This is a genomic window from Embleya sp. NBC_00888 (assembly GCF_045207655.1).
In the GTDB taxonomy this organism is placed as follows: Bacteria; Actinomycetota; Actinomycetes; order Streptomycetales; family Streptomycetaceae; genus Embleya.
Genome location: NZ_CP108785.1, coordinates 4,299,965 through 4,319,873 on the forward strand (window position 1 = coordinate 4,299,965; position 19,909 = coordinate 4,319,873).

Consider the following 19,909-nt stretch of genomic DNA (forward strand, 5'->3'; position numbering starts at 1 on the left):
GGACGGTGCGAGGGTTTCCGTGGCCGGTTTGGTCGGACCGGGCGAGGTGCCGTACGGGTCAGAGCGTGGCGAGGGTCGCGCGCAGGAAGGCGATGCCGTCGCGGGCGATCGTGTCCTGGGTGGCGGCGAGAGGTCTCCAGATGGAGGCGGCCACCGCGATCGAGGCGTTGTGCGCGGTGAACGACTCGATGCAGAGCGGACCCTGATGGCCGGCTGCCGCCAGGGCGGTCAGGAAGCCGGGCCAGTCGAGGTGGTCGGTGCCGGGCGTGCCGCGGTCGTTCGCGCACACCTGCACGTGCGCGATCCGGCCCGCCGCCGCTTGGACGGCGCCGACGAGGTCGTGTTCCTCGATGTTCTGGTGGTAGGTGTCCAGGGCGATGCCGACGGCGTCGGCGGGGAGTTCGGCGATGGCTTCCAGGGTTTGCGCGACGGTGTTGAGCACGCTGGTCTCGTACCGGTTGAGGGGTTCGACGGCCAGCAGGACGCCGGCGGAGCGGGCGTGTTCGACGATCGGGGTGAGGCCGTCGCGGAACTCGTCGAGGAGGCGGGCGCGTTCGGCCTCGGTGGTGCGCCAGGTGCGGCCGACCGCCGCGTACATGGGGCCGGCGACGACGGGTGCGCCGACCTCGGCGGCGGCGTCGACGCAGCGGCGCAGGTAGTCGCGGGTCCGACCCAGGCCGGCCGCGTCGGTGGCGACGAGGTCGCGGCCCGGGGGCATGACGGCCGCGACGGAGGCCGCGGTCAGGTCGTGGTCGAGCAGGATTTCGCGGACCTTGGCCGGGCTCCAGTCGTCCGGCTGCTCCAGCGGGAGTTCGACCACGTCGGCACCGAACGCACGGATGCGGGGGGCGAGTTGGAGGAGCTCGCCTTCGGTGAGTGGGGAAGCCCAGATCCAGGTGTTCACACCGAGCGCACGCATGGCCGTGCTCCTTGTCGTGGCGGGATCGAAGAAGCTGCAGGATCGGTGACCGACCGGAGTCGGGGCGACGAGACGATCGCCCCGACTCGTTCGACTACTTGCCGCCCCACTTGTCGGGATAGCCGGGCAACGTCTCGCAGCCGCACATCGCGTAATGCAGCGGCGGCATGCCGGGCTTGAGGTACTGATCGCGGTTGTCGGCCGTGATGGTGGGTTGCGGGAGCTTCCATTCCTTGGGTACCGGTTCGCCCTTGAGGATCTTCAGAGCCGCGATGATCGGAGTGCGCCACTGGTACGAGGGGTACGTCGGGGCGATCGCGGTGAGGTTCTTCTTCTTCCAGACCTCCAGGAACTGCTGCTGGTCCTCGCCGGTGATCGGCGGGACCTTCCTGCCCGCGTCCTCGAACGCCTCCACGGCCGCGACGGCGGTGTCGCCGGCGTCCATCCAGACGCCGTCGATGGTGCCGTGGCGCTGGATGGCGTCGCTGACGACGGCCTTCGTCTTGGCCGGGTCGCCGTCGGTGAACTTCACGTCGACGACGTCGAGTCCGCCCTGCTCCAGCACACGCTTGCCCGCGGCCCAGCGGTTCTCCAGGACGTCGACGCCGGGCAGGATCCGCAGCGCGAGGATCTTCCCGCCGGGCTTGACCTTCTCCTTCAGGAACCGGGCGCCGGTGTCGCCGAAGGCGTAGCCGCCGACGGGGTTGACGAAGGTGACCGGGCAGTCGGTGCTGACGCCTCGGTCGAAGACGATGACCGGGATCTTTCCGCACGCGGCCTTGACGGCCGGGGTGAGCGTGGCGGTGGTGTTGGGCGAGACGATCAGCGCGGAGCAGCCCTTGCCCGCGAGTTCCTGGATGTCGGAGATCTGTTTGTCGTCCTTGCCCTGGGCGTCCAGGACGGTGAACTTGGCGATCTCGGGGTGGGTGGCGGCTTCGGCCTGGATGTTCTTGAGGCCGGTCTGGCGCCAGTTGTTGGCGACGCTCGCGTTGGAGAAGCAGATCTCGTACGGGCCGTCCTTCTTGAACTGCGTGGTGTCGACCATCTGCTGCGGGTCGAGCATCTGCTCCCAGGGCTTGTCCGCGGGGCCTTGCGGGGTCGCCTTCAGGAGCGCCAACTGGCGGTCGTAGTCCGCCTGTACGAAGAACTTCGAGTCGCCGGAATCGCCCTTGCCGGGGCTCGCTCCGGGGGCGGACGCGCCGGGGACGCCGGGGGCCTTGGTCGCCGACGAGGAGTCGGCCTTGTCGCTGGAACACGACGCCGTGGCCAGTAGGGCGGCCGCGACGGTCAGGCCGACGGACAGTCTGTGTCTCATCGTGATTCTCCTCGGGAGGGTCGGGACAGGAAGGGCAGGTGGGGGGAGACGCGGGCACGGAGCCGGGACCAGTCGACGGCTCCCAGCGCGACGGCGGTGATGACGATGACGCCCTGGACGGTGGTCTCCAGGGCGTTGGAGACCCCGCGCAGGTTGAGCAGGGTGAACAGGGTCTGCAGGGACAGCGCGCCGGCCATCGCCGCGACCACCGAGCCGCTGCCGCCGCCGAGTGCGACGCCGCCGAGGACGACGGCGGTGATCGCCTCGAACTCGTAGCCCCGCCCGGCCTGGGCGGAGACCCCGGAGAAGCCGCCGACGAGGATCGCCGCGACCGCGGCGGCCGTGCCGGACAGGACGAACGCGAGTACGCGTACCCGCAGCACGCGCACTCCGGCCAGTCCCGCGGCCTCGGCGTTGTCGCCGGTGGCGACCAGGGTGCGGCCGAAGTTCGATCGCATGAGCACGACCGCGACGACGCCCACCGCGACGCACACCAGCACGGCCCAGGGCACCGATCCGAAGGCGATGCTGCGGCCGATCCGACGGAAGTCGTCGGGCAGGATGCCGCTCGGGGAGCCCTGGGTCCAGTAGAAGACGGCGCCTTCGAGGATCAGGGTCATGCCGAGTGTGGCGATGAACGAGGGCACTCGCAGCACCGTGGTCACGAGCCCGTTGATCAGGCCGACGAACGCGCCGCCGATCAGCAGCACGGCCACGACGATCGTCCAGTGCGCGCCGGGGAAGGCGTGGTAGGTCTCCGCGGTGACCACGACGCCGACCGTGACGAGCGCGCCCACGGACAGGTCGTAGCCGCCGGAGACGATCACGAGGTACTGGCCGGCGGCGAGGACCACCAGTGGCGCCGAGCGCTTGAGGAACGCGAGGAAGGGATCGGGTCGGAAGAACGTCGGGTCCTCGATGCCGAGCGCGATCAGCAACACCGCGAGCAGCAGGTACACCGGCGCGCCGGCGCGCAGCGAGGCCGCGAACCGTCGTGCGGGCGTGGTGCGGGCCACGAGGTGCGGATCGGGGGACGCGCCCGGCGCCCGGCGCCGCTTGTCCAGGGTGTGGACCATCACGACGCGACCCCCTTGGTGGTGCCTCGGCGGGCGTAGAGCGCGACCGCGACGATGATGACGACGCCGCGCACCACGTTCTGGAAGAAGGGGTCGACGCCGATCTGGTTGAACACGCTGTCCAGGACGGCCAGCATCAGCACGCCGCCGATGGTGCCGGTGACCCCGCCGCGGCCGCCCGCGAGCGCGGTGCCGCCGAGCACGACCGCGGCGATGGAGGTGAGGTCGTAGCGCGCCTCGGTGCCGGCCCACGGCGAGCCGGCGCCCAGGCGGGCGGCGAGGAACAGCCCGGCCAGCCCGGCGCATACCGCGCACAACACGTGCGCGGCGATGATCACGCGGTGGGTGCGCACGCCCGACAGGCGGGCGGTCTGTTCGTCGCCGCCGACGGCGTACATGTGATAGCCCAGCCGGGTGCGGCGCAGCACGAACCAGACGGCGACGGCGACCGCCAGGAGCAGGAACGCGGAGACGGGGATCGGGCCCATGCGGTCGAAGCCCAGGCGCTGGAAGGACTCGGGGACCTTGCCGGCGGGTCCGGAGTAGGTGTCCTCGATCCAGCCGCGCAGGATGAAGCCGACGCCGAGGGTGGCGATGAACGCGTTGACCTTGAGTTTGGTGACGACGAGGCCGTTGGCCAGGCCGACCGCGACGGAGAAGGTGAGCACGGCGGCGATCGCGGGGACGATGTTGCCGTCGGAGCCGTCCATGGTCTCGGCGGCGACGAGGGTGGCGATGCTGACCAGGTAGGCGACGGACAGGTCCAGGGAGCCGGTGAGGACGACGACGCTCTGGCCGACGGCGACCAGGCCCAGGACGACGGAGTTCTGCAGGATGCCGACGGTGTTGTCGAGCGTGAGGAAGGAGCCGCCGCGGGCGGTGACGGTGATCCAGCCGAGCAGGATGACGCCCAGCAGGGCCAGGTAGACGACACTGGTGGGGTCGGCGAACCGGCCGGGGAGGGCGGATTTCGCGGCGCGTGTTCGGGGCGCGAGGGCCTGGGCGTTCACGTGGCGGCCCCGGCGGCCACGCGACCGGCGGTGGCGAGGCGCATGATCTCTTCTTCGGTCGGGCCGGCGGGCAGTTCGCCGGCGATCCTGCCTTCGGACATGACGAGCACGCGGTCGCTCATCCCGATCACCTCGGGGAGTTCGGACGAGACCATGAGCACCGCCATGCCCTCGCGCGCCAGTTCGCGGACGAGTTCGTGGATGGCGGCCTTGGCGCCGACGTCGACGCCACGCGTGGGCTCGTCGAAGACGAGCACTCCCGGGCGCACCCCGAGCCACTTGGCGATGACGACCTTCTGTTGGTTGCCGCCGGACAGGTAGCGCACCTGCTGGTCCTCGCCGCGGGCGCGCAGGGCCACGCGGGCCAGCAGTTCGGCGACGGCCGGGGCGGGGCGGGCACGCAACGGGCGGGAGAACACCGCCCGTTCGACGAGCAGGGTGTTGTCGCGCACGGATTGGCGCAGGGCGAGTCCCTCGCCCTTGCGATCCTCGCTGACGAGCGCGATGCCGGCGCGGATGGCCTCGCGCGGATCGCGCGGACGCAGCTCCCTGCCGTCGACGCGCATGGTGCCGGTGGTGAACGGCGTCGCGCCGAACAGGGCTCGGGCCAGCGACGTTCGCCCGGATCCCTGGAGTCCCGCGATGCCCACGACCTGGCCGGCGCGCAGTTCGAGGTCGATGGCGGCCAGCTTGGCGTTTCCGGCTCCGGTGACAGCCAGGCGCACCTTGCCGACGTCCGCGGCTGCGGCGCGTGGGGGATAGTAGGCGCCGAGTTCGCGGCCGACCATCAGGCGTACGACGGTGTCCTCGTCGGTTGTCGCGGTCGCCAGGGTGGCCACGCGCCGGCCGTCCTTGATCACGGTGACGCGGGTCGACAGGTCGAAGACCTCGCGCAGGCGGTGCGAGATGTACAGGATGCCCAGACCGCGTCCGGTGAGCCGGCGCACGAGCGCGTAGAGCCGCTCGACCTCGTGGTCGGCGAGTGCGGCGGTGGGCTCGTCCATGATCAGCACGCGGGCGTCGGTGGACAACGCCTTGACGATCTCGACGACCTGCTGCTGAGCAACCGACAGGCGGCGGACGGGCGTTCGCGGGCCGAACGAGGTTTCGGCCAGTTCGGCCAGGAGTCGGGTGGTGGCCTGCTCCATGGCGCTCCGGTCGACCAGGCCGCGCCGCGTGGGTTCGCGACCGAGGAAGACGTTCTCGGCGACCGTGCGTTCCGGTAGGAGGGTGAACTCCTGGTGGATGATCGCGATGCCGGCGGCCTGGGCGCGGGAGGGGTGGGAGAACGCGACCGGCGTGCCATCGACGGCGATGGTGCCGGCGTCGGGGGTGTGCACGCCCGCGAGGATCTTCATCAGGGTCGACTTGCCCGCGCCGTTCTCCCCCACGACCGCGTGCACCTCGCCGGCCCCCACGTCGAGGTCGACGTCGTGCAGGACGCGAACACCCGTGAATTCCTTGCGGATTCCGGTCACCGACAGCAGCGTCATCGAAGACCCCCCACGGATGCGGCGAGCCGACCGGTCGGGATCGGCACCCATCCGTTGCCGCCCTGGGCGCTGGCCTCGACGGCCGCCAGGACCCGCTGGATCTGGAGTCCGTCGGCGAAGGTGGGGGTCGGGTCGATGCCTTCGGTGATCGCGGTGAGCAGGTCCGCCGCCTGGTGGGTGAACGTGTGCTCGTAGCCGAGCAGGTGGCCGGCCGGCCACCAGGCGCCGGCGTAGGGGTGTTCGGGCTCGGTGACCAGAATGCGGCGGAAGCCGGCGGTGCGGGCGTCGTCGGTGCGGTCGGCGAACCACAGTTCGTTCATCGCCTCGAAGTCGAAGGCGATGCTGCCGGCCGAGCCGTTGACCTCGATGCGCAGGCTGTTCTTGCGCCCGGTGGCGAAGCGGGTGGCCTCGAACGAGGCCAGGGCGCCGCCGGAGAGCCGGCCGATGAACAGCGCGGCGTCGTCCACGTCGACGTCGCCGTGGACGGCGGTGAGCTCGGCCACCGGGCGTCGGCGGACGAACGTCTCGGTGAGTGCGCTGACCCCGGTGAGGAGTTGGCCGGTGACGAACTGGGCGGTGTCGATGATGTGCGCGCCGATGTCGCCGAGCGCGCCGGAGCCCGCCTCGTCCTTGGCGAGCCGCCACACCAGCGGGTGTTGGGGATCGACGATCCAGTCCTGGAGGTACTGGGCACGCACGTGGCGTATCTCGCCCAGGCGTCCCTCCGCGACGAGATCGCGGGCGAGGGTGACGGCGGGTACGCGGCGGTAGTTGAACCCGACCATGGCGCGCACGCCGCGGGTGGCGGCCTCGTCGGCGGCGGCCACCATGGCCTCGGCCTCGGCGACCGTGTTGGCCAGCGGCTTCTCGCACAGGACGTGCTTGCCGGCGGCCAGCGCGGCGACGGCGATCTCGGCGTGCGAGGCGCCGGGGGTGCAGATGTCGACGATCTCGATGTCGTCGCGCTCGATCAGCGCGCGCCAATCGGTGAGCGCGACGTTCCAGCCCAGGCGTCGCGCGGCGGTCGTCGCCGCGGCGCGGTCCCGTCCGGCGAGGGCGACCATCGTCGGCGCCCGCGCCAGGTCGAAGAAGGCGTTCACGGTGCGCCACGCCTGGGAGTGCGTGCGACCCATGAACGAGTAGCCGACCATGCCGACCCCGATGCCTGTGCTTGCGCTCGGACCGTCGAACTGCGTGGTCACGGATGCGTCCCTTCGGGTTGTCCGGCCCGGACGGCCGGTGCTTGGCCAGAAATGTAGTGCGTTCTTCCTGCGTGAAGAAGAGTTTTCACAGGAGAAATCCAACTTCTTCCAGATGAAGGACAAACTATGTGGTCGTGATGAGCTGCCCCGGGGACGAGGGTTCGCGAAGTCGCACCACCACACCGGAGTTGCCGACCCGTGTGGTGGCGACCCGTATGGGTGGCGACCCGTTGCCTATGCGTTCGTCAGGCCCAGTTCGAGCAGCAGGGCCTTGACCTGGGTCGCGTGCACGGTGTCGCGCTTGGCGGTGGGGTCGCTGCACAACAGCAGCGGGGCGTCCGCCGCGTCGGTGGGGAGTCGTCCGTGGGTTCCCCGGACCGGGGTGGGGTCGAGCGGGACGACGGCCATGCGGTAGCGCAGCCCGAGCCGCTTGCGGGCCAGCGCCACGCCCGCCTTGAGCTTGACGTGGCGGTCGGCGGGGTCCCAGAACAGTTCGGCCGGGTCGTAGCCGGGTTTGCGGTGGATCTCGACCTGGCGGGCGAAGTCCGGGGCACGCTCGTCGTCGAGCCAGTAGTAGTACGTGAACCATGCCTCGGGTTCGGCGACCACCACCAGGTCGCCGGCCCGGTCGTGGTCGAGCCCGTACTCGCGTCTGCCCTCGGCGTCCAAGACCTCGGCCACGCCCGGTAGTTCCGCCAGCAGGGCGGCGACGCGGGGACGGTCGGCCGGGTCGCGGACGTACACGTGGGCGATCTGGTGGTCGGCCACCGCGAATGCCCGCGAGGTCCACGGGTCCAGGTACTCCATGCCGTCCTGGGTGTGCACGCGCAGCAGACTCGCGCGGCGCAGCACGCGGTTGACGTCGACGGGCCGGCGTGCGCGGGTGATGCCGTATTCGCTGAGCACGACGACGGTGCAGCCGCTCTCGGCGGCCCGGCGCAGGAGTGGGGCCAGCGCGGTGTCGATCTCGCGCGCGGCCCGGATCGCCTCGGGGGCATCCGGGCCGTGCCGTTGGAGGTCGTAGTCCAGGTGCGGCAGGTAGGCGAGGGTCAGATCGGGCCGATGCCTGCGCAGCACGTATGCGGTCGCGTCGACGATCCACTGCGAGGAGCGGATGGAGGCGGTCGGTCCCCAGTAGTGGAAGAGGGGGAAGGTGCCCAGGCGGGCGGTGAGTTCGTCGTGCAGCTCGGGCGGATCGGTGTAGCAGTCGGGTTCCTTGCGGCCGTCGGAGTAGTAGATCGGCCGGGGGGTGAGCGTCCAGTCGACGTCGGCGCCCATGGCGTACCACCAGCCCATGTTGGCGACGGTGTAGTCGGGGCGTACGCGTCGGGCCGCCTCCCAGATCTTCTCGCCCGCCACGAGGCGGTTGTGTTGCCGCCACAGGAGTACCTCGCCGAGTTCGCGGAAGTACCAGCCGTTGCCGACGATGCCGTGCTCGCGCGGGAGGTCGCCGGTGAGGAAGGTGGATTGCACGGAGCAGGTCACCGCGGGCAGCACCGGGTCCAGGCGGGCCTGGAAGCCGCTGTCGGCGATGCGGCGCAGCGCGGGCATGTGGGCGAGGAGGCGAGGGGTGAGTCCGACGACGTTCAGGACCAGCAGGCGGGGCATCAGGTTCCTTTCCTGTCGGCGGGTTTCAGGCCCAGGTCGAGCAGGGCCGCGCGCAGTGCGGCGAGTTCGGCGGCGATACCGGCGACCAGGGCCCGGGGGGTCGGTGGCCCGCTGTCGTCCAGGACCGGCCAGGTGTAGGTCTCGACCTCGATGTGGTCGGTGCGCGCGCGGGGGCCGGCGAACAGACCTTCGAGGGCGCGGTCGAGCACGTCGTGGGTGGCCGTCAGCGGCGCGCGCGGTCGGCCGTGGAGGGGGAGGTGGTAGTGGACGCGCCAGGGCGCGTTGCCGGGAAGGCCGCCGGCGAGGGCCTGGGGCAGGTCGTCGACCGCGAGCGGTGGGGTGCCGGCTTCGCGGGTCTGGTGGAGGAAGCGTGGTTCGGCGTAGGGGCGGAGGGCGTCGGGGGTGGGTGTCTGGGCGTGGAGGGCGCACGAGGCCTGGGATTTGACCACGGGGATGCCGGCGTTCTCGAGCGTCGCCAGGGCCGTGTGCGGATCCTCGAAGCCGACGGCGAGGTGGCACGTGTCGAGGCAGACGCCGATCCGGTCGGGGTCGGTGCCGCGCAGAGCGGCGACGGCCTGGTCGGTGGTCTCCAGGACGCAACCGGGCTCGGGTTCCAGGCCGACGCGGATGCGCCGGCCGTGGCGCGATTCGATGTCTTCGAGGCCGGCGGCGAGGTGGTCGAGGGCGCGTCGGGCGGCGGCGGAGCGTTCGGCCGGCCAGGGCGTGCGCCAGGCGAGCGGCAGCGTGGACACGCTGCCCCGGGTGGCGTCGTCGGGGAGCAGGTGGGCGAGGATGCGGGCGCAGTCGAGCGTGTACGCCAGACGGGCGGGGTCGGCCCAGTCGGGGCTGTACACCGTGTGTTTGACGACGTCGCGCTGGAAGCCGGTGTAGGGGAACGCGTTGAGGGTGACCACTTCGAGCCCGCGCAGGGCGAGTTCGCGGCGCAGGCGGTCGATCGCGGTGTGGTCCCGGGCCAGCGCGGTGGCGACCGGGCGGGCGAGCCACAGGCCGACGCCGAGCGTGTCGAGGTCGAGTTCGGTCCGTACGGGTTCGCAGAAGCGGCGGAGTTGTTCGAGGACGCCGTCGAGGTCCTCGGCGGCGTGGACGTTGGTGCAGTAGGCGGCGTGGACGAGGGTGCCGTCGTGGTGTCGGAACCTCATGCGCGCGCTCCGCGCAGGATGGAGTTGCCCTCGTGGGTGTCGCCGGGTCGAGCGCGGACGAGGGCGTCCGGGGCGGGGAGGTCGAGGCGGTTGCTCTGGGCGTAGAAGGCGACGGGGTTGCGCCACAGGACGTGGTCGACCTGGTCCGGGCTCCAGCCGGCCGCGAGCATGGCGTGGCCGGTGTGCACGGTGGACAGGGGGTCGCTGTGTCCCCAGTCGGCGGCGGAGTTGACCACCACGCGGTCGGGGCCGATGGCGCGCAGGACATCCACGACCCGTTGCGGGGTCATCTTGGTGTCGGGGTAGACGGAGAAGCCCATCCAGCAGCCGGTGTCCGCGACGAGTTCGACGGTGGTCTCGTTGAGGTGGTCGATCAGGACGCGGCCGGGCTCGATGGCGCTGTCGCGGATCAGGTCGAGGGTGTGCCGGACGCCGGCGGCCTTGTCCCGGTGGGGGGTGTGGACCAGGGCGGGCAGTTCGAACTCGACCGCGAGGGCGAGCTGGTGGGTGAAGGCGTGCTCCTCGGCGTCGGTCATCGAGTCGAAGCCGATCTCGCCCACGGCGACGACGCGGTCCTTGGCGAGGAACTCGGGGAGGAGGTCCAGGACGGGTGCGCAGCGGGGGTCGTTGGCCTCCTTCGGGTTGAGGGCGATGGCGCAGAAGTGCTCGATCGTGTACTGGGCGGCGCGGAACGGCTCCCAGCCCAGGAGGCTCTGGAAGTAGTCGACGAAGGACGCGACGGACGTGCGGGGTTGGCCGAGCCAGAAGGCCGGTTCGACCAGGGCCCGGATGCCGGCGTCACGCAGGGCGCGGTAGTCGTCCGTGGTGCGCGAGGTCATGTGGATGTGGGGGTCGAAGACGCGCATCGGTGGGGCTCCTCGGCTACGGTGCGAAGGCGGTGGCGATGGGTTCGATGCCGGTGGGCGAGGGCCGTCCGGCGGCGGTTCGCTCTCGGCCGAGTTCGCGGAGCATGCGGGCGAGCTCGGCGTCGGCTCGTTGGTCCAGGTCGGCGACGGTGGGGGTCGGGGGGAGGCCGACGAAGAGGCATTTGAGGACTCCGTGCCGCCACGCGTCGGCGTCCAGGACTCGGGCGCAGGGGCCCATCGCGGCGGCGATCAGGCGGTGGTCGTTGGTCCGCAGGGCGTCCTCGACCAGGTCGCGCGCCGATGCCGGGTCGACGTCGGGCAGGTAGGGCAGGGCGCGCAGTACCGCGCGGCGTTCGCACGGGTCGCCGCGGTCGTACAGAGCGCGTACCAGGGCGGTCGGGTCGACGGGCGCGGGGCCGCCGTCCCGGCCGCGGGCGGCGGCGTGCAGCAGCAGTACGCGCGCGGCGTCGTCGCGGGTCCAGCCCGCGAGCCCGGCGAGGTCCGCGCGTCCGCAGGCCCGGCCCGCCGAGGCGAATCCGGCGGCCAGGCGGGCGGGGTTCGCCGCCGTCCGGGCGGGCCAGTCCCGCAGTTCGGGGCGGACGCCGGCCTCGAACGCCGCGCGCAGTGCGTCGAGGTGCGGTTCGGGCGGTCGAGGGTCGGCGGCCGGCCGCGTCGTGGTCGGTGTACCGGTGTGCGCTTCGCGGTGCTCCGGGTGCCTCATCCGGCGATCTCCTTTTCGACTGCGCGCAGGAAGGCGATCGAGCGGCGGGCGGTCTCGGTGGCGGCGTGGCTGTGGCGTGGCAGTTCGACGCCGACCAGCCCGTCGTAGCCGGTGTCGGCCAGGGCGTGCAGGACGGGTGGGAAGTCGATGTCGCCGTGCCCGAACTCCAGGTGTTCGTGCACGCCGCGGCGCATGTCCTCGATCTGTACGTTGACCAGGTGTGGGCCGGCCCGTGCCACGCAGTCGGGTACCGGTAGCGGCTCCAGGCAGCGGCAGTGTCCGATGTCCAGGGTGAGGCCGAGGTGTTCGGGGCGGCCCAGGCGTCGCCACAGTTCCTCGTAGCGGTCGAGGGTGTCGACGAACATCCCGGGTTCGGGTTCGAAGCCCAGGCTCACGCCTCGTGCGTGCGCTTGCGTCAGGACCCGCGAGCAGCCCGCGGTCAGGCGCTCCCAGCAGGCTCGCGGGTCGACGTCGCGGGGGGCCCGGCCGCTCCACAACGACACGACGGGGGCGCCGAGTTCGGCCGCGACGCGCACCGCCCGCTCCAACAGGTCCACGCGTCGGTCCGCCCCGGCGGTGTCGTCGAGCAGGGTGGGTCGGTGCTTGCGCCAGGGGTCGAGGAGGTAGCGTGCGCCGGTCTCGACCACGACCGACAGGCCGAGCCGGTCCAGCCGTGTGGCCACTCCCGCGACGCGGGAGGCCAAACCGGGGGTGAAGGGGTCCAGGTGGTGGTGGTCGAGCGTCAACGCGACCCCGTCGTAGCCGAGGTCGGCGAGTATCTCGAGCACGTCGCCGATGCGATGGTCGGCGAAACCGTTGGTGCCGTAGGCGATTCTCACGGGGACTTCCCCCTCCGCTGGGATCGTGTGTGGTCCGGGTCCGGGTCCGGGCCGGCGACGGGCGGGTTCATCTCGCTCAGGTGGGTGACACGTGCCGGGTGAGGGCGCGGCCGAGGGGCCAGGACGCGGACAGCGCGAGTGCGGCGCCGGGTCGACCGAGTCGGGACAACAGGGCGGCCTGTAGCGGGATCAGGGCCAGGACGCCGCCGCCGACGGCCGCTCGGATCGCCGGGGCGCGAGGGGCGGCGCTCGCCCGCAGCAGCGGACGGCCGTACGCGGCCGCGTATGCGATCAGCGCGGCGGCCGACGCGGGTGTCGCCCCGCCCCGATCCGCCGGTTGTACGTCGCCGGTGCGACGGCCGTGCCCGATCCGGGCGGCGGCGATCGCGGTCGCCGCGGCGGTGACCAGGGCACGGGCCGGGGGCTCCGGCGTCGTGCCGTGTTCCTCGTGGCGGCTCAACGCGGTCAGGCCGTACGTGTGCAGGGCCACGACCGCGGCGCTCGGGGCGGCCGGCGCGTAACGCCCCGGTTCCGCGCCGACCAGCACGTCCAGCCCGCGCGCGAGCGCCATCCCCGCCGGGGCGAACGGCGTGCCCTTCCAGATCAGGTCGTACGTCCACACCGCGCCCGCCAGGCCCAGCAGCGCGGGCAGCCGACGGCGTCCACCCGCCCACGTTCCCAGAGTCAGGCCCGTGGCGGTGAGACCGACGGCCGCCCCCAACGCGGCCCCGGGCGCGACCCGGCCCGAGGGGATGGGGCGATGCGGTCGTTCGTCGGCGTCCGAGGCGCGGTCCGCGTAGTCGTTGAGGGCCATTCCGGCCCAGTACAGGCATACCGAGGCGAGCGGCAGTGCCGCCGTTCGGCCGTGCGGCAGGCGGCCGGTCGCGGCCGCGCCGACCAGCACGTCGCCGGGCACGCTCGACGCGGCCGACACCCGGACGAGCTCCGCGTACGCTCGTACGCGAGTGGTGACCCCCGGTCGGTCGCCGCGGTCGGCGAGCGATTCTGCCGCCGGTTCCGGGGCGGGCGCCGAGCGTGCCGTCGGCGGTGTGCCCGCCGCGGGCGTGGTGTCGTCCGCGGCGGATTCGGTCGGCATGCCGTCGCCCGGACCGCAGACACGCGCGCGTGGGCGCTCGGCCGCGCTCATCGCGTCGCCTTCCGGCCCGTCGCCAGCCGTTCCCGGGCCCAGGAGAGCAAGGTCTCGTACTGCGCGGACAGCGCGTGTTCGTCGCTTCCGACCGGGTCCTTGAAGTAGAAGGCGAGTTCGCGCAGCGGTCCCGCGCAACCCACCGCGTGGGCGCGCGCCGTCAGGCGGACGAGGTCCAGCACCAGCGGCGCCGCCAGGGCCGAGTCACAACCGGTCCAGGTGAACTGGAGGTTCATCCGGGTGCCGAGAAAGCCCTCGAAGCTCACATGGTCCCAGGCGGTCTTCCACTCTCCCAGCTCCGGCACGTTGTGGATGTGCACCCCGCCGCCCACCGGCCCGCCCAGGAGCGAACGCAGCGCCCGGTCCTTGGACTCGACCTTCGCCGCGGCCCGTTCGGGCGAGGAGAGGGTTTCGCCGTCGCCTCCGCCGAGGAGGTTCGTCCCCGACCACGACGTGACGCGCAGGGCGCGCTGGGCGAACATGGGCGCCAGGACGCTCTTGAGCAGGGTCTCCCCGGTTTTGCCGTCGCTTCCCGCGTACGGCACGCCGCGCGCGACGAACAGTTCGGCGACGCCCGGTATTCGCGCACCCGCCGACGGCGTGAAGTCGACGAACGCGCAGCCCGCCAGCGCGGCCGCCCACGCGTAGCGCGCACTCGGCGGCAGCACGTCGACGCCGGTCTCCAGGGCCGCTCCCAACGCGGTCGCGCTCGCGTGGGCGGGGTGCGGCCTCGGCAGCGGCTCGGTGGACGCGAGATGTACCACGACCACCCGGGACAGGTCCTGCGCGCGGGCGAACTCCTGCATATCGCGGACCAGTTCGGCGATCTGATCGGCCTGCGGCCGCGGGTCGGCGGCGGCCACGCCCGGACGCACGCGGGCGTCGATCGCGTCGAGTCCGGCCCCCACCCGGTCCGGCAAGCCGTGCGGGAGCACCCCGTCCGCGACGAGCCGCCGCGCGCGGGCCCGGAGCCCGATCGTGTCCACGTCGTGCCCGCCGAACACCAGATCACGGAAGTCGACCAGGGCACATCGCGCGAAGGGCGCGGTGGCGGTGACGCACCCCAGCGGCGGCGCGTGGTCGGCCGAGGCCGCGAGCGCCCCGCAGATCGTGGTCACGGCCACGGACCCGCGAACACCCACCACCCACACGCCGACACGACCGGCGCGCTCGGCCGGAGGCGCCGCGGACATCGGCGACGTGGACGGCGCGTGATCCGGGGCGGGTGCCTCGGGCCCGGTGGGCTCGACCCATCGCCGCGCCTTCGGTCTGCGTTCACTCCCCGGCTCGGGCAGTCCCGTCATCACATCTCCTCGTTCGTACGTGGCGCCGACGGGGTCGACGACGTCGTGGACGCGGTCACTCGCTCGACGGCTTCGGCACGCCGCCATCGGGATCGAACGCCACGCGTCCCGGAGGTGTGCGCGCGGCGTCGGGGGCCCGGAGGGGTCGTGGGGGTGCGTGAACACGGTGTTGCGTTCCTTCCCGCCTTCGTCGGGTTCCGACAGCCGTGTTCCGCCAGGAATGTAGTGGATTCCGCTTGTGTCAAGAAGAGTTTTCACGAATGAAAACAAACTTGTTCCTGTCTATGGACAAACTAAGTGGTCGAGTGGAGGCTGCTGCCCTCGAATCCACCGAAAGAGCGGGAGGGCGTCGGATGCACCGGCCCCGTCGAGCGGCCACCCGCACCCGCCCGCTCCCGCGCGCCGCGGACTCCGCGACGCGCCCCCGGGAAGGACGACCATGCCTCGCCCCATCACGCTGTTCACCGGTCAATGGGCGGACCTGCCCTTCGAGCAGGTGTGCCGACTCGCCGCCGACTGGGGCTACGACGGCCTCGAAATCGCCTGCTGGGGCGATCACTTCGACGTCCGAAGAGCCCTCGCCGAAGACGACTATGTGGACGGCCGCATGGCGATCCTGAACAAGTACGGGCTGCGGACGTGGGCCATATCCAACCACCTGGTCGGACAGGCGGTGTGCGACGCGATCATCGACGAGCGCCACCGCGCCATCCTGCCCACGCACGTGTGGGGCGACGGTTCGCCCGAAGGGGTGCGCCGCAGGGCCGCCCGAGAGATTCAGGACACCGCGCGAGCCGCCGCCCGATTGGGCGTGGAGACCGTGGTGGGATTCACCGGCTCGGCCATCTGGCACACCGTGGCGATGTTCCCCCCGGTGTCCCCGCAGCAGATCGCGGAGGGCTTCACCGACTTCGCCGACCGATGGAACCCGATCCTGGACACCTTCGACGAGACCGGCGTACGGTTCGCCGCCGAAGTGCACCCGGGAGAACTCGCCTACGACTACTGGACGACGGCGCGCATGCTCGAGGCCGTCGACCACCGGCCCGCCTTCGGCCTGAACTGGGATCCCTCCCACCTGCTGTGGCAGGGGCTGGACCCGATCGCGTTCATCGTCGACTTCCGCGACCGCCTCTACCACGTGGACTGCAAGGACACCCGGCTGCGCGACGGCGACGGCCGACGCGGTCGTCTGGGCTCCCACCTGCCGTGGGGAGACCTGCGCCGGAGCTGGGACTTCGTCTCCACCGGCCGCGGCGACGTGCCCTGGCAGGACTGCTTCCGGGCGCTCAACTCCGTCGGCTACTCCGGACCGATCTCGATCGAGTGGGAGGACGCCGGTATGGACCGTCTGATCGGAGCACCCGACGCGCTCGCGTTCGTACGTTCCCTGGCCGCCATCCAACCGCCCGACGCCTCGTTCGACGCCGCCTTCCGAACGAATCGCACACCGTGAGGAAATGACGCACACCGAGCGGGAACGAGGGAACCCCCGACGGGCGACGCAGGTCGGCCACGAGGTGCTCGAAGCCCCGACCGCCCACGGCATCTTCGACGGGCAGGAAACGCGAAGATCGTCTCGCCGTCAGTTTTCCCCACGGCTTCGCGTGGCGACGTCGACCGGGTCGTGTCGTTGCGCGAGGGTGTGTGGTGGGCGGCGCGAGTCGGGGTAGGGGGTCGGCGATGAAGAAGCCGAAACGTGGTGCGCGACGCCCGCGGAAGGATCCCCGCCGCAAGCGGAAGCAACCGCCGCGTCGCCACCCACCCGCTACGGATACAGGTTCTGTCGCGGAGTAGCCGTGGCGGCCGAGGGTCGCGTCGGAGCCGACACCGGTTCCGGTTCGGGTCCCGCTCCCCCCGTCGGTCAACTGCGTCCTGGCGCTGCGCCACCCCGCCGGGCTCGCGCTCGATCTCGCCTCGGCCCGAGCCGACTTGCGCGCACTCGTCGAAGCGCCGGCGGACACCCGGACCTACCTCTACGACGTTCCGCTCAAGGAAACGCGCCGTCGGGCCGGGATGCTCGCCCGTCTGCTGCGCCGCATCGGCCGCCGCCTGTACACCGGACCGTGTGAACGCATCCGACGCAACGACCGGTTCGGCGCCTTCGTCAGCGTGCAGGAGCGCGACCGCCTCCAGGACGGTGGTCTCGCGGACATCGCCGGCCGGGTCCGCTCACTCGCCCGGGCCCCTGAAGCGGTTGCGCAACCGGGAACCCTTCCACGTCCGCGTGCGCGACAGAGGCATGCCGGGCACCAGGGCCGACATGACCGCGATCGGCCAAAGGCCGGCCACCGCCTGCGACACGATCGCCCTCGACCTGTCCGTCGCCGACCTGTCCCGGGTCCCGGCCCACGAGGCGAAGCGGATCGTCAACGTCATCCGGACGCCGCGCACGACCTGGCCACCCGGCACGTTCGAGGAAGTGCGCACCCGGTCACACCGGTTGCGTCCCGACATCTTCCGGATCACGGTTTCCGGGTAGGCTCCGACTTCGCCGAGACCGACCCGGCCCGCCCACCAGGCACGTGATCTCGACCGTGGCCTCGGGGTGTGTCCGGCTCGGCCGACAGCACGACCCCGTCGAAAACCACGCGTGCCGCGAATCCGGGGTAGCCACACCGGGAGGCCGCGTGCCCCCGTCCCCCGACGTCACCGCGCCGCGTGCTCGAGGAACGCTCGGATCGAGGCGGCGAGTGCGGCGGGTGCTTCGTCCGGAGGAAGTGGCCACACCCGGCGAGGACTTCGAGGTCGGCGTTCGGGTACCACCGCATCCACGTGCCGCGTGCCGCATCGGCGCCCAGCACCGGGAGGAGGCGTGGTCGCGCGTGGCGGGACCGACGGTGGGCCGGGACATCTCGGAGCGGATCACGCAGATGGCGGCCACGCCACCGCAGTTCGCCCTCGGCAAGTCGTTCCCCGGCTTCGGGCCCATCGCCCTCTGGGTCGTGACCGTCGACGACCCCGACGATCTCACGCTCGACTGCCGTCTCAACGGCGAACAGGTCCGGAAGGGGCGTACGCGGGACTTGGTCTTCACCGTGCCCGAGCTGATCCACCGGCTGTCGAAGGTCACTCCGCCGCTGCCGGGCGACCTGGTCTTCACCGGAAGACCCGCGGGAGTCGGCATGGGGCGCGGCCCTCGGCTTTCTGGTCAGTGACCACATCAAGGGAGAAGGCACCTTCCTGCGCTGTTCGGAGGACCACCACAACATCCTCGTGCTGCGCTCCCCGGTGAGCTTCCTGCACCACACCGCATGGCAGGTCGACGACATCGACGACATCGGCCGCGGCGCCCACGCCATGCTGGAAGGCCGTCCCGAGCGGCATGTGTGGGGTCTGGGGCGGCACTACGCGGGGTCCAACTTCTTCTGGTACCTCAAGGACCCGGCAGGCAACTTCAGCGAGTACTACTCCGACATGGACTGCGTTCCCGAGGGTCAACTCTGGACTCCGGAGGAACTCGAAGGCGCCAAGGGCCTGTTCTCCTGGGGCCCGCCGCCACCGCCGTCGTTCGTGCGTCCCGAGGACCTCGCCGCCCACATGACCGGCGCCCACGCGCCCCGGTAGCCCGCGAATCCCTCCCTCGGCCCCACTCTTGCCTCTGCGGCCGTCGCGACGGCCGTCCGCTCGTGCTGGAATCCGCCTACCGCCATGGGCTGACAATGGGCTCTCAGGGGGTGACCCCACCATCGTGCCGACTCCGCTGCGCAACCACCTGATCACCTGATCACCAGATCCCGGAACCCCGCCGACCTGCTCAACGCCGCCACCCGACTGTTCGGCGGCTCGATCGCCACATCGCCCTTGGACGACCTGTGCGGCGGCGATCACGAACTGCGCGGCGTCGCCGCACACGACTTCGCGGTGGGCTACTTCGTCTCGCCGCTCCAGGTGCGCGTCGCCTCGGCCGAGGGCCGCAACCGCGGCTCCTACTTCGTCAACATCGGTGTCTCCGGGGCCATCTCGGCATCGTGCGGCGGCCTGCGGGCGACCCTCGACGAGGCGACGGCGGGAGTCGCCAACCCCGGAGACACCCAGGAACTGCGGCCCCTGCGCAGCAAAAGGACGCGGTTCCCGGGCCTGCGGATCGCCGCCGCCCTGGTCGACCAGGAATTCGCCGCGCTGACCGGGCATCGCCGCGCCGGTGTCCACAGTGCGCTTCGATTTCGCCTTCGACCCGGCCGAGTCCAAGGGACGGACGATGCGGATGCCGGTCGGGTCCCTCCTCGAACGGATCGACTCGGGTGATCCCCTGTTCCAGCGCCCGGAGTTGCAGCGCAGCCAGGTGCGTTGCCTGGTCACCGCCCTGCTCCCGGCCCAGCCGGCCGCTTCGCCCACGAGTACCGCGACCGCTTCGCCGAACTGCCTTCCCACACCGCAACCCGCAGGTAACCGGGCGTCCTCCCGCGTCTGCCGTGCGTGGCACCTGCCCGTGGGCACCCGCTCAGGCGGGAACCGGTGCGGCCCTGGGATACGGGCTGAGCATGGTGTCGAAGTAGCCCTCCGGGGCCGCCTCCAGGAAGGTGGACAGGTTTTCCAGGAAGGCGCGCAGCGGTGGCGTCGCGTTGTGCCGGTCCAGGTCTTCCTGCGAGCGCCAGACCTCGTACAGGAAGAAGCGGCCGTCCTCGTGCTCGTGGAGGTGGTATTGCAGGTTTCCGGGCTCTTGCCGGGTGGGTCCCACGAAGGAGGAGAGGATGCGCCGGACCTCGTCCGCGCGCTCCGGCCTGGGGCGAAGGAAACCGTAGAGGGAGATGGGGTGATCCGTGTTCGTCATGGACCTCACGTTAAGATCTCACATCGATGTGAGATTCAAGGGATTGTGAGGGGCGCCACATGAAGATCGGCGAGCTCGCCGCCGTGACGGACACCTCCGTCCGGCTCCTGCGCTACTACGAGGAGCAGGGCCTCCTGGCGTCCCACCGTCTCGACAGCGGCCACCGCCGCTACGACGACAGCGCCCCCGCCGCGGTCCGTCGCATTCGCGCACTGCTGGACGCGGGGCTGCCGACCCGGGTCATCCGCGATCTGCTGCCGTGTGTCGGCCAGGACGGCACGGTCGCCGAATGCAAGCTGGAGACCCTCCAAGAACACCTCCGGGGCCTGGATGACCGGATCACCGCACTGTCGGAAACCCGTACCTCACTGGCCGGTCTCATCTCCGCCACTCGGACCGACGCGCCGGCACTCACGTAAGCCGCCACCGCCTTCGCCACCGCCACCGCCACCGTGCGGGTCAACCTGGTGGGTGG

19 protein-coding genes and 1 pseudogene are annotated in these 19,909 nt (G+C 71.6%); 6 read left to right on the forward strand and 14 right to left on the reverse strand.

Features of this window, described 5'->3' with window-relative positions:
• Window positions 1–58 precede the first annotated feature (58 nt).
• From OG948_RS53040 to OG948_RS53100, 13 genes are all read right to left on the reverse strand, one after another.
• A complete protein-coding gene (locus OG948_RS53040) occupies window positions 59–919 on the reverse strand; it encodes a sugar phosphate isomerase/epimerase family protein (protein WP_331772262.1) in 861 nt (286 codons plus the stop codon).
• 94 nt (window positions 920–1,013) lie between these two features.
• Window positions 1,014–2,234 carry an ABC transporter substrate-binding protein gene (locus OG948_RS53045; RefSeq protein ID WP_331772263.1) on the reverse strand — a complete coding sequence of 407 codons (1,221 nt, stop codon included), beginning with the start codon at window positions 2,232–2,234 and terminating at the stop codon, window positions 1,014–1,016.
• Window positions 2,231–3,310: an ABC transporter permease gene (locus OG948_RS53050; protein WP_406300915.1), complete on the reverse strand. Its 1,080-nt coding sequence runs from the start codon at window positions 3,308–3,310 to the stop codon at window positions 2,231–2,233. The genes OG948_RS53045 and OG948_RS53050 overlap by 4 nt, the downstream gene beginning before the upstream one ends.
• The gene (locus OG948_RS53055) at window positions 3,310–4,320 is read right to left on the reverse strand and encodes an ABC transporter permease (protein WP_331772265.1); all 1,011 of its coding nucleotides are present in this window, start codon (window positions 4,318–4,320) and stop codon (window positions 3,310–3,312) included. The genes OG948_RS53050 and OG948_RS53055 overlap by 1 nt, the downstream gene beginning before the upstream one ends.
• Window positions 4,317–5,813: a sugar ABC transporter ATP-binding protein gene (locus tag OG948_RS53060; RefSeq protein WP_406300735.1), complete on the reverse strand. Its 1,497-nt coding sequence runs from the start codon at window positions 5,811–5,813 to the stop codon at window positions 4,317–4,319. Before OG948_RS53060 ends, OG948_RS53055 begins: the two co-directional genes overlap by 4 nt.
• On the reverse strand, window positions 5,810–6,964 hold the full coding sequence (locus OG948_RS53065) for a Gfo/Idh/MocA family oxidoreductase (RefSeq protein WP_331773595.1): 1,155 nt from the start codon (window positions 6,962–6,964) through the stop codon (window positions 5,810–5,812). The genes OG948_RS53060 and OG948_RS53065 overlap by 4 nt, the downstream gene beginning before the upstream one ends.
• Window positions 6,965–7,249: 285 nt before the next feature.
• The gene (locus OG948_RS53070) at window positions 7,250–8,623 is read right to left on the reverse strand and encodes a nucleotide pyrophosphatase/phosphodiesterase family protein (RefSeq protein WP_331772266.1); all 1,374 of its coding nucleotides are present in this window, start codon (window positions 8,621–8,623) and stop codon (window positions 7,250–7,252) included.
• Complete coding sequence (gene eboE, locus OG948_RS53075) at window positions 8,623–9,783, reverse strand: metabolite traffic protein EboE (RefSeq protein WP_331772267.1); 1,161 nt, start codon at window positions 9,781–9,783, stop codon at window positions 8,623–8,625. The genes OG948_RS53070 and eboE overlap by 1 nt, the downstream gene beginning before the upstream one ends.
• On the reverse strand, window positions 9,780–10,649 hold the full coding sequence (locus tag OG948_RS53080) for a TatD family hydrolase (protein WP_331772268.1): 870 nt from the start codon (window positions 10,647–10,649) through the stop codon (window positions 9,780–9,782). The genes eboE and OG948_RS53080 overlap by 4 nt, the downstream gene beginning before the upstream one ends.
• Window positions 10,650–10,665: 16 nt before the next feature.
• Window positions 10,666–11,370: an EboA domain-containing protein gene (locus OG948_RS53085; RefSeq protein ID WP_331772269.1), complete on the reverse strand. Its 705-nt coding sequence runs from the start codon at window positions 11,368–11,370 to the stop codon at window positions 10,666–10,668.
• The gene (locus OG948_RS53090) at window positions 11,367–12,209 is read right to left on the reverse strand and encodes a sugar phosphate isomerase/epimerase family protein (protein WP_331772270.1); all 843 of its coding nucleotides are present in this window, start codon (window positions 12,207–12,209) and stop codon (window positions 11,367–11,369) included. Before OG948_RS53090 ends, OG948_RS53085 begins: the two co-directional genes overlap by 4 nt.
• A 76-nt stretch (window positions 12,210–12,285) precedes the next feature.
• Window positions 12,286–13,356, reverse strand: coding sequence for an SCO3242 family prenyltransferase (locus OG948_RS53095; protein WP_331772271.1), 1,071 nt, complete (start codon window positions 13,354–13,356; stop codon window positions 12,286–12,288).
• Entirely contained in the window at window positions 13,353–14,549 is a 1,197-nt protein-coding gene (locus tag OG948_RS53100; RefSeq protein ID WP_331773596.1) for an inositol-3-phosphate synthase, read from the reverse strand. The genes OG948_RS53095 and OG948_RS53100 overlap by 4 nt, the downstream gene beginning before the upstream one ends.
• A 550-nt stretch (window positions 14,550–15,099) precedes the next feature.
• Between OG948_RS53100 and OG948_RS53105 the strand changes: the two genes are divergently transcribed.
• The 5 genes and pseudogenes from OG948_RS53105 to OG948_RS53125 all read left to right on the forward strand — a co-directional run bounded on the left by OG948_RS53105 (window position 15,100) and on the right by OG948_RS53125 (window position 18,908).
• Window positions 15,100–16,116, forward strand: coding sequence for a sugar phosphate isomerase/epimerase family protein (locus tag OG948_RS53105; RefSeq protein WP_331772272.1), 1,017 nt, complete (start codon window positions 15,100–15,102; stop codon window positions 16,114–16,116).
• Window positions 16,117–16,887: 771 nt separating this feature from the next.
• Window positions 16,888–17,142 (forward strand): hypothetical protein, encoded by a 255-nt coding sequence (locus tag OG948_RS53110; RefSeq protein ID WP_406300736.1) that lies wholly within the window; start codon window positions 16,888–16,890, stop codon window positions 17,140–17,142.
• 358 nt (window positions 17,143–17,500) lie between these two features.
• A complete protein-coding gene (locus tag OG948_RS53115) occupies window positions 17,501–17,818 on the forward strand; it encodes a fumarylacetoacetate hydrolase family protein (RefSeq protein WP_406300917.1) in 318 nt (105 codons plus the stop codon).
• Window positions 17,799–18,227: pseudogene (locus OG948_RS53120) on the forward strand (dioxygenase); the annotation flags it as partial. The gene OG948_RS53115 and the pseudogene OG948_RS53120, both read left to right, overlap by 20 nt.
• A 237-nt stretch (window positions 18,228–18,464) precedes the next feature.
• Complete coding sequence (locus OG948_RS53125) at window positions 18,465–18,908, forward strand: hypothetical protein (protein ID WP_331772274.1); 444 nt, start codon at window positions 18,465–18,467, stop codon at window positions 18,906–18,908.
• A gap of 196 nt (window positions 18,909–19,104) precedes the next feature.
• On the opposite strand, the gene OG948_RS53130 is transcribed toward OG948_RS53125, so the two are convergent.
• On the reverse strand, window positions 19,105–19,434 hold the full coding sequence (locus tag OG948_RS53130; RefSeq protein ID WP_331772275.1) for a putative quinol monooxygenase: 330 nt from the start codon (window positions 19,432–19,434) through the stop codon (window positions 19,105–19,107).
• 59 nt (window positions 19,435–19,493) lie between these two features.
• Here OG948_RS53130 and OG948_RS53135 point away from each other — a divergent pair, with 59 nt between their 5' ends.
• Window positions 19,494–19,853, forward strand: coding sequence for a MerR family transcriptional regulator (locus OG948_RS53135; RefSeq protein ID WP_331772276.1), 360 nt, complete (start codon window positions 19,494–19,496; stop codon window positions 19,851–19,853).
• Window positions 19,854–19,909 lie beyond the last annotated feature (56 nt).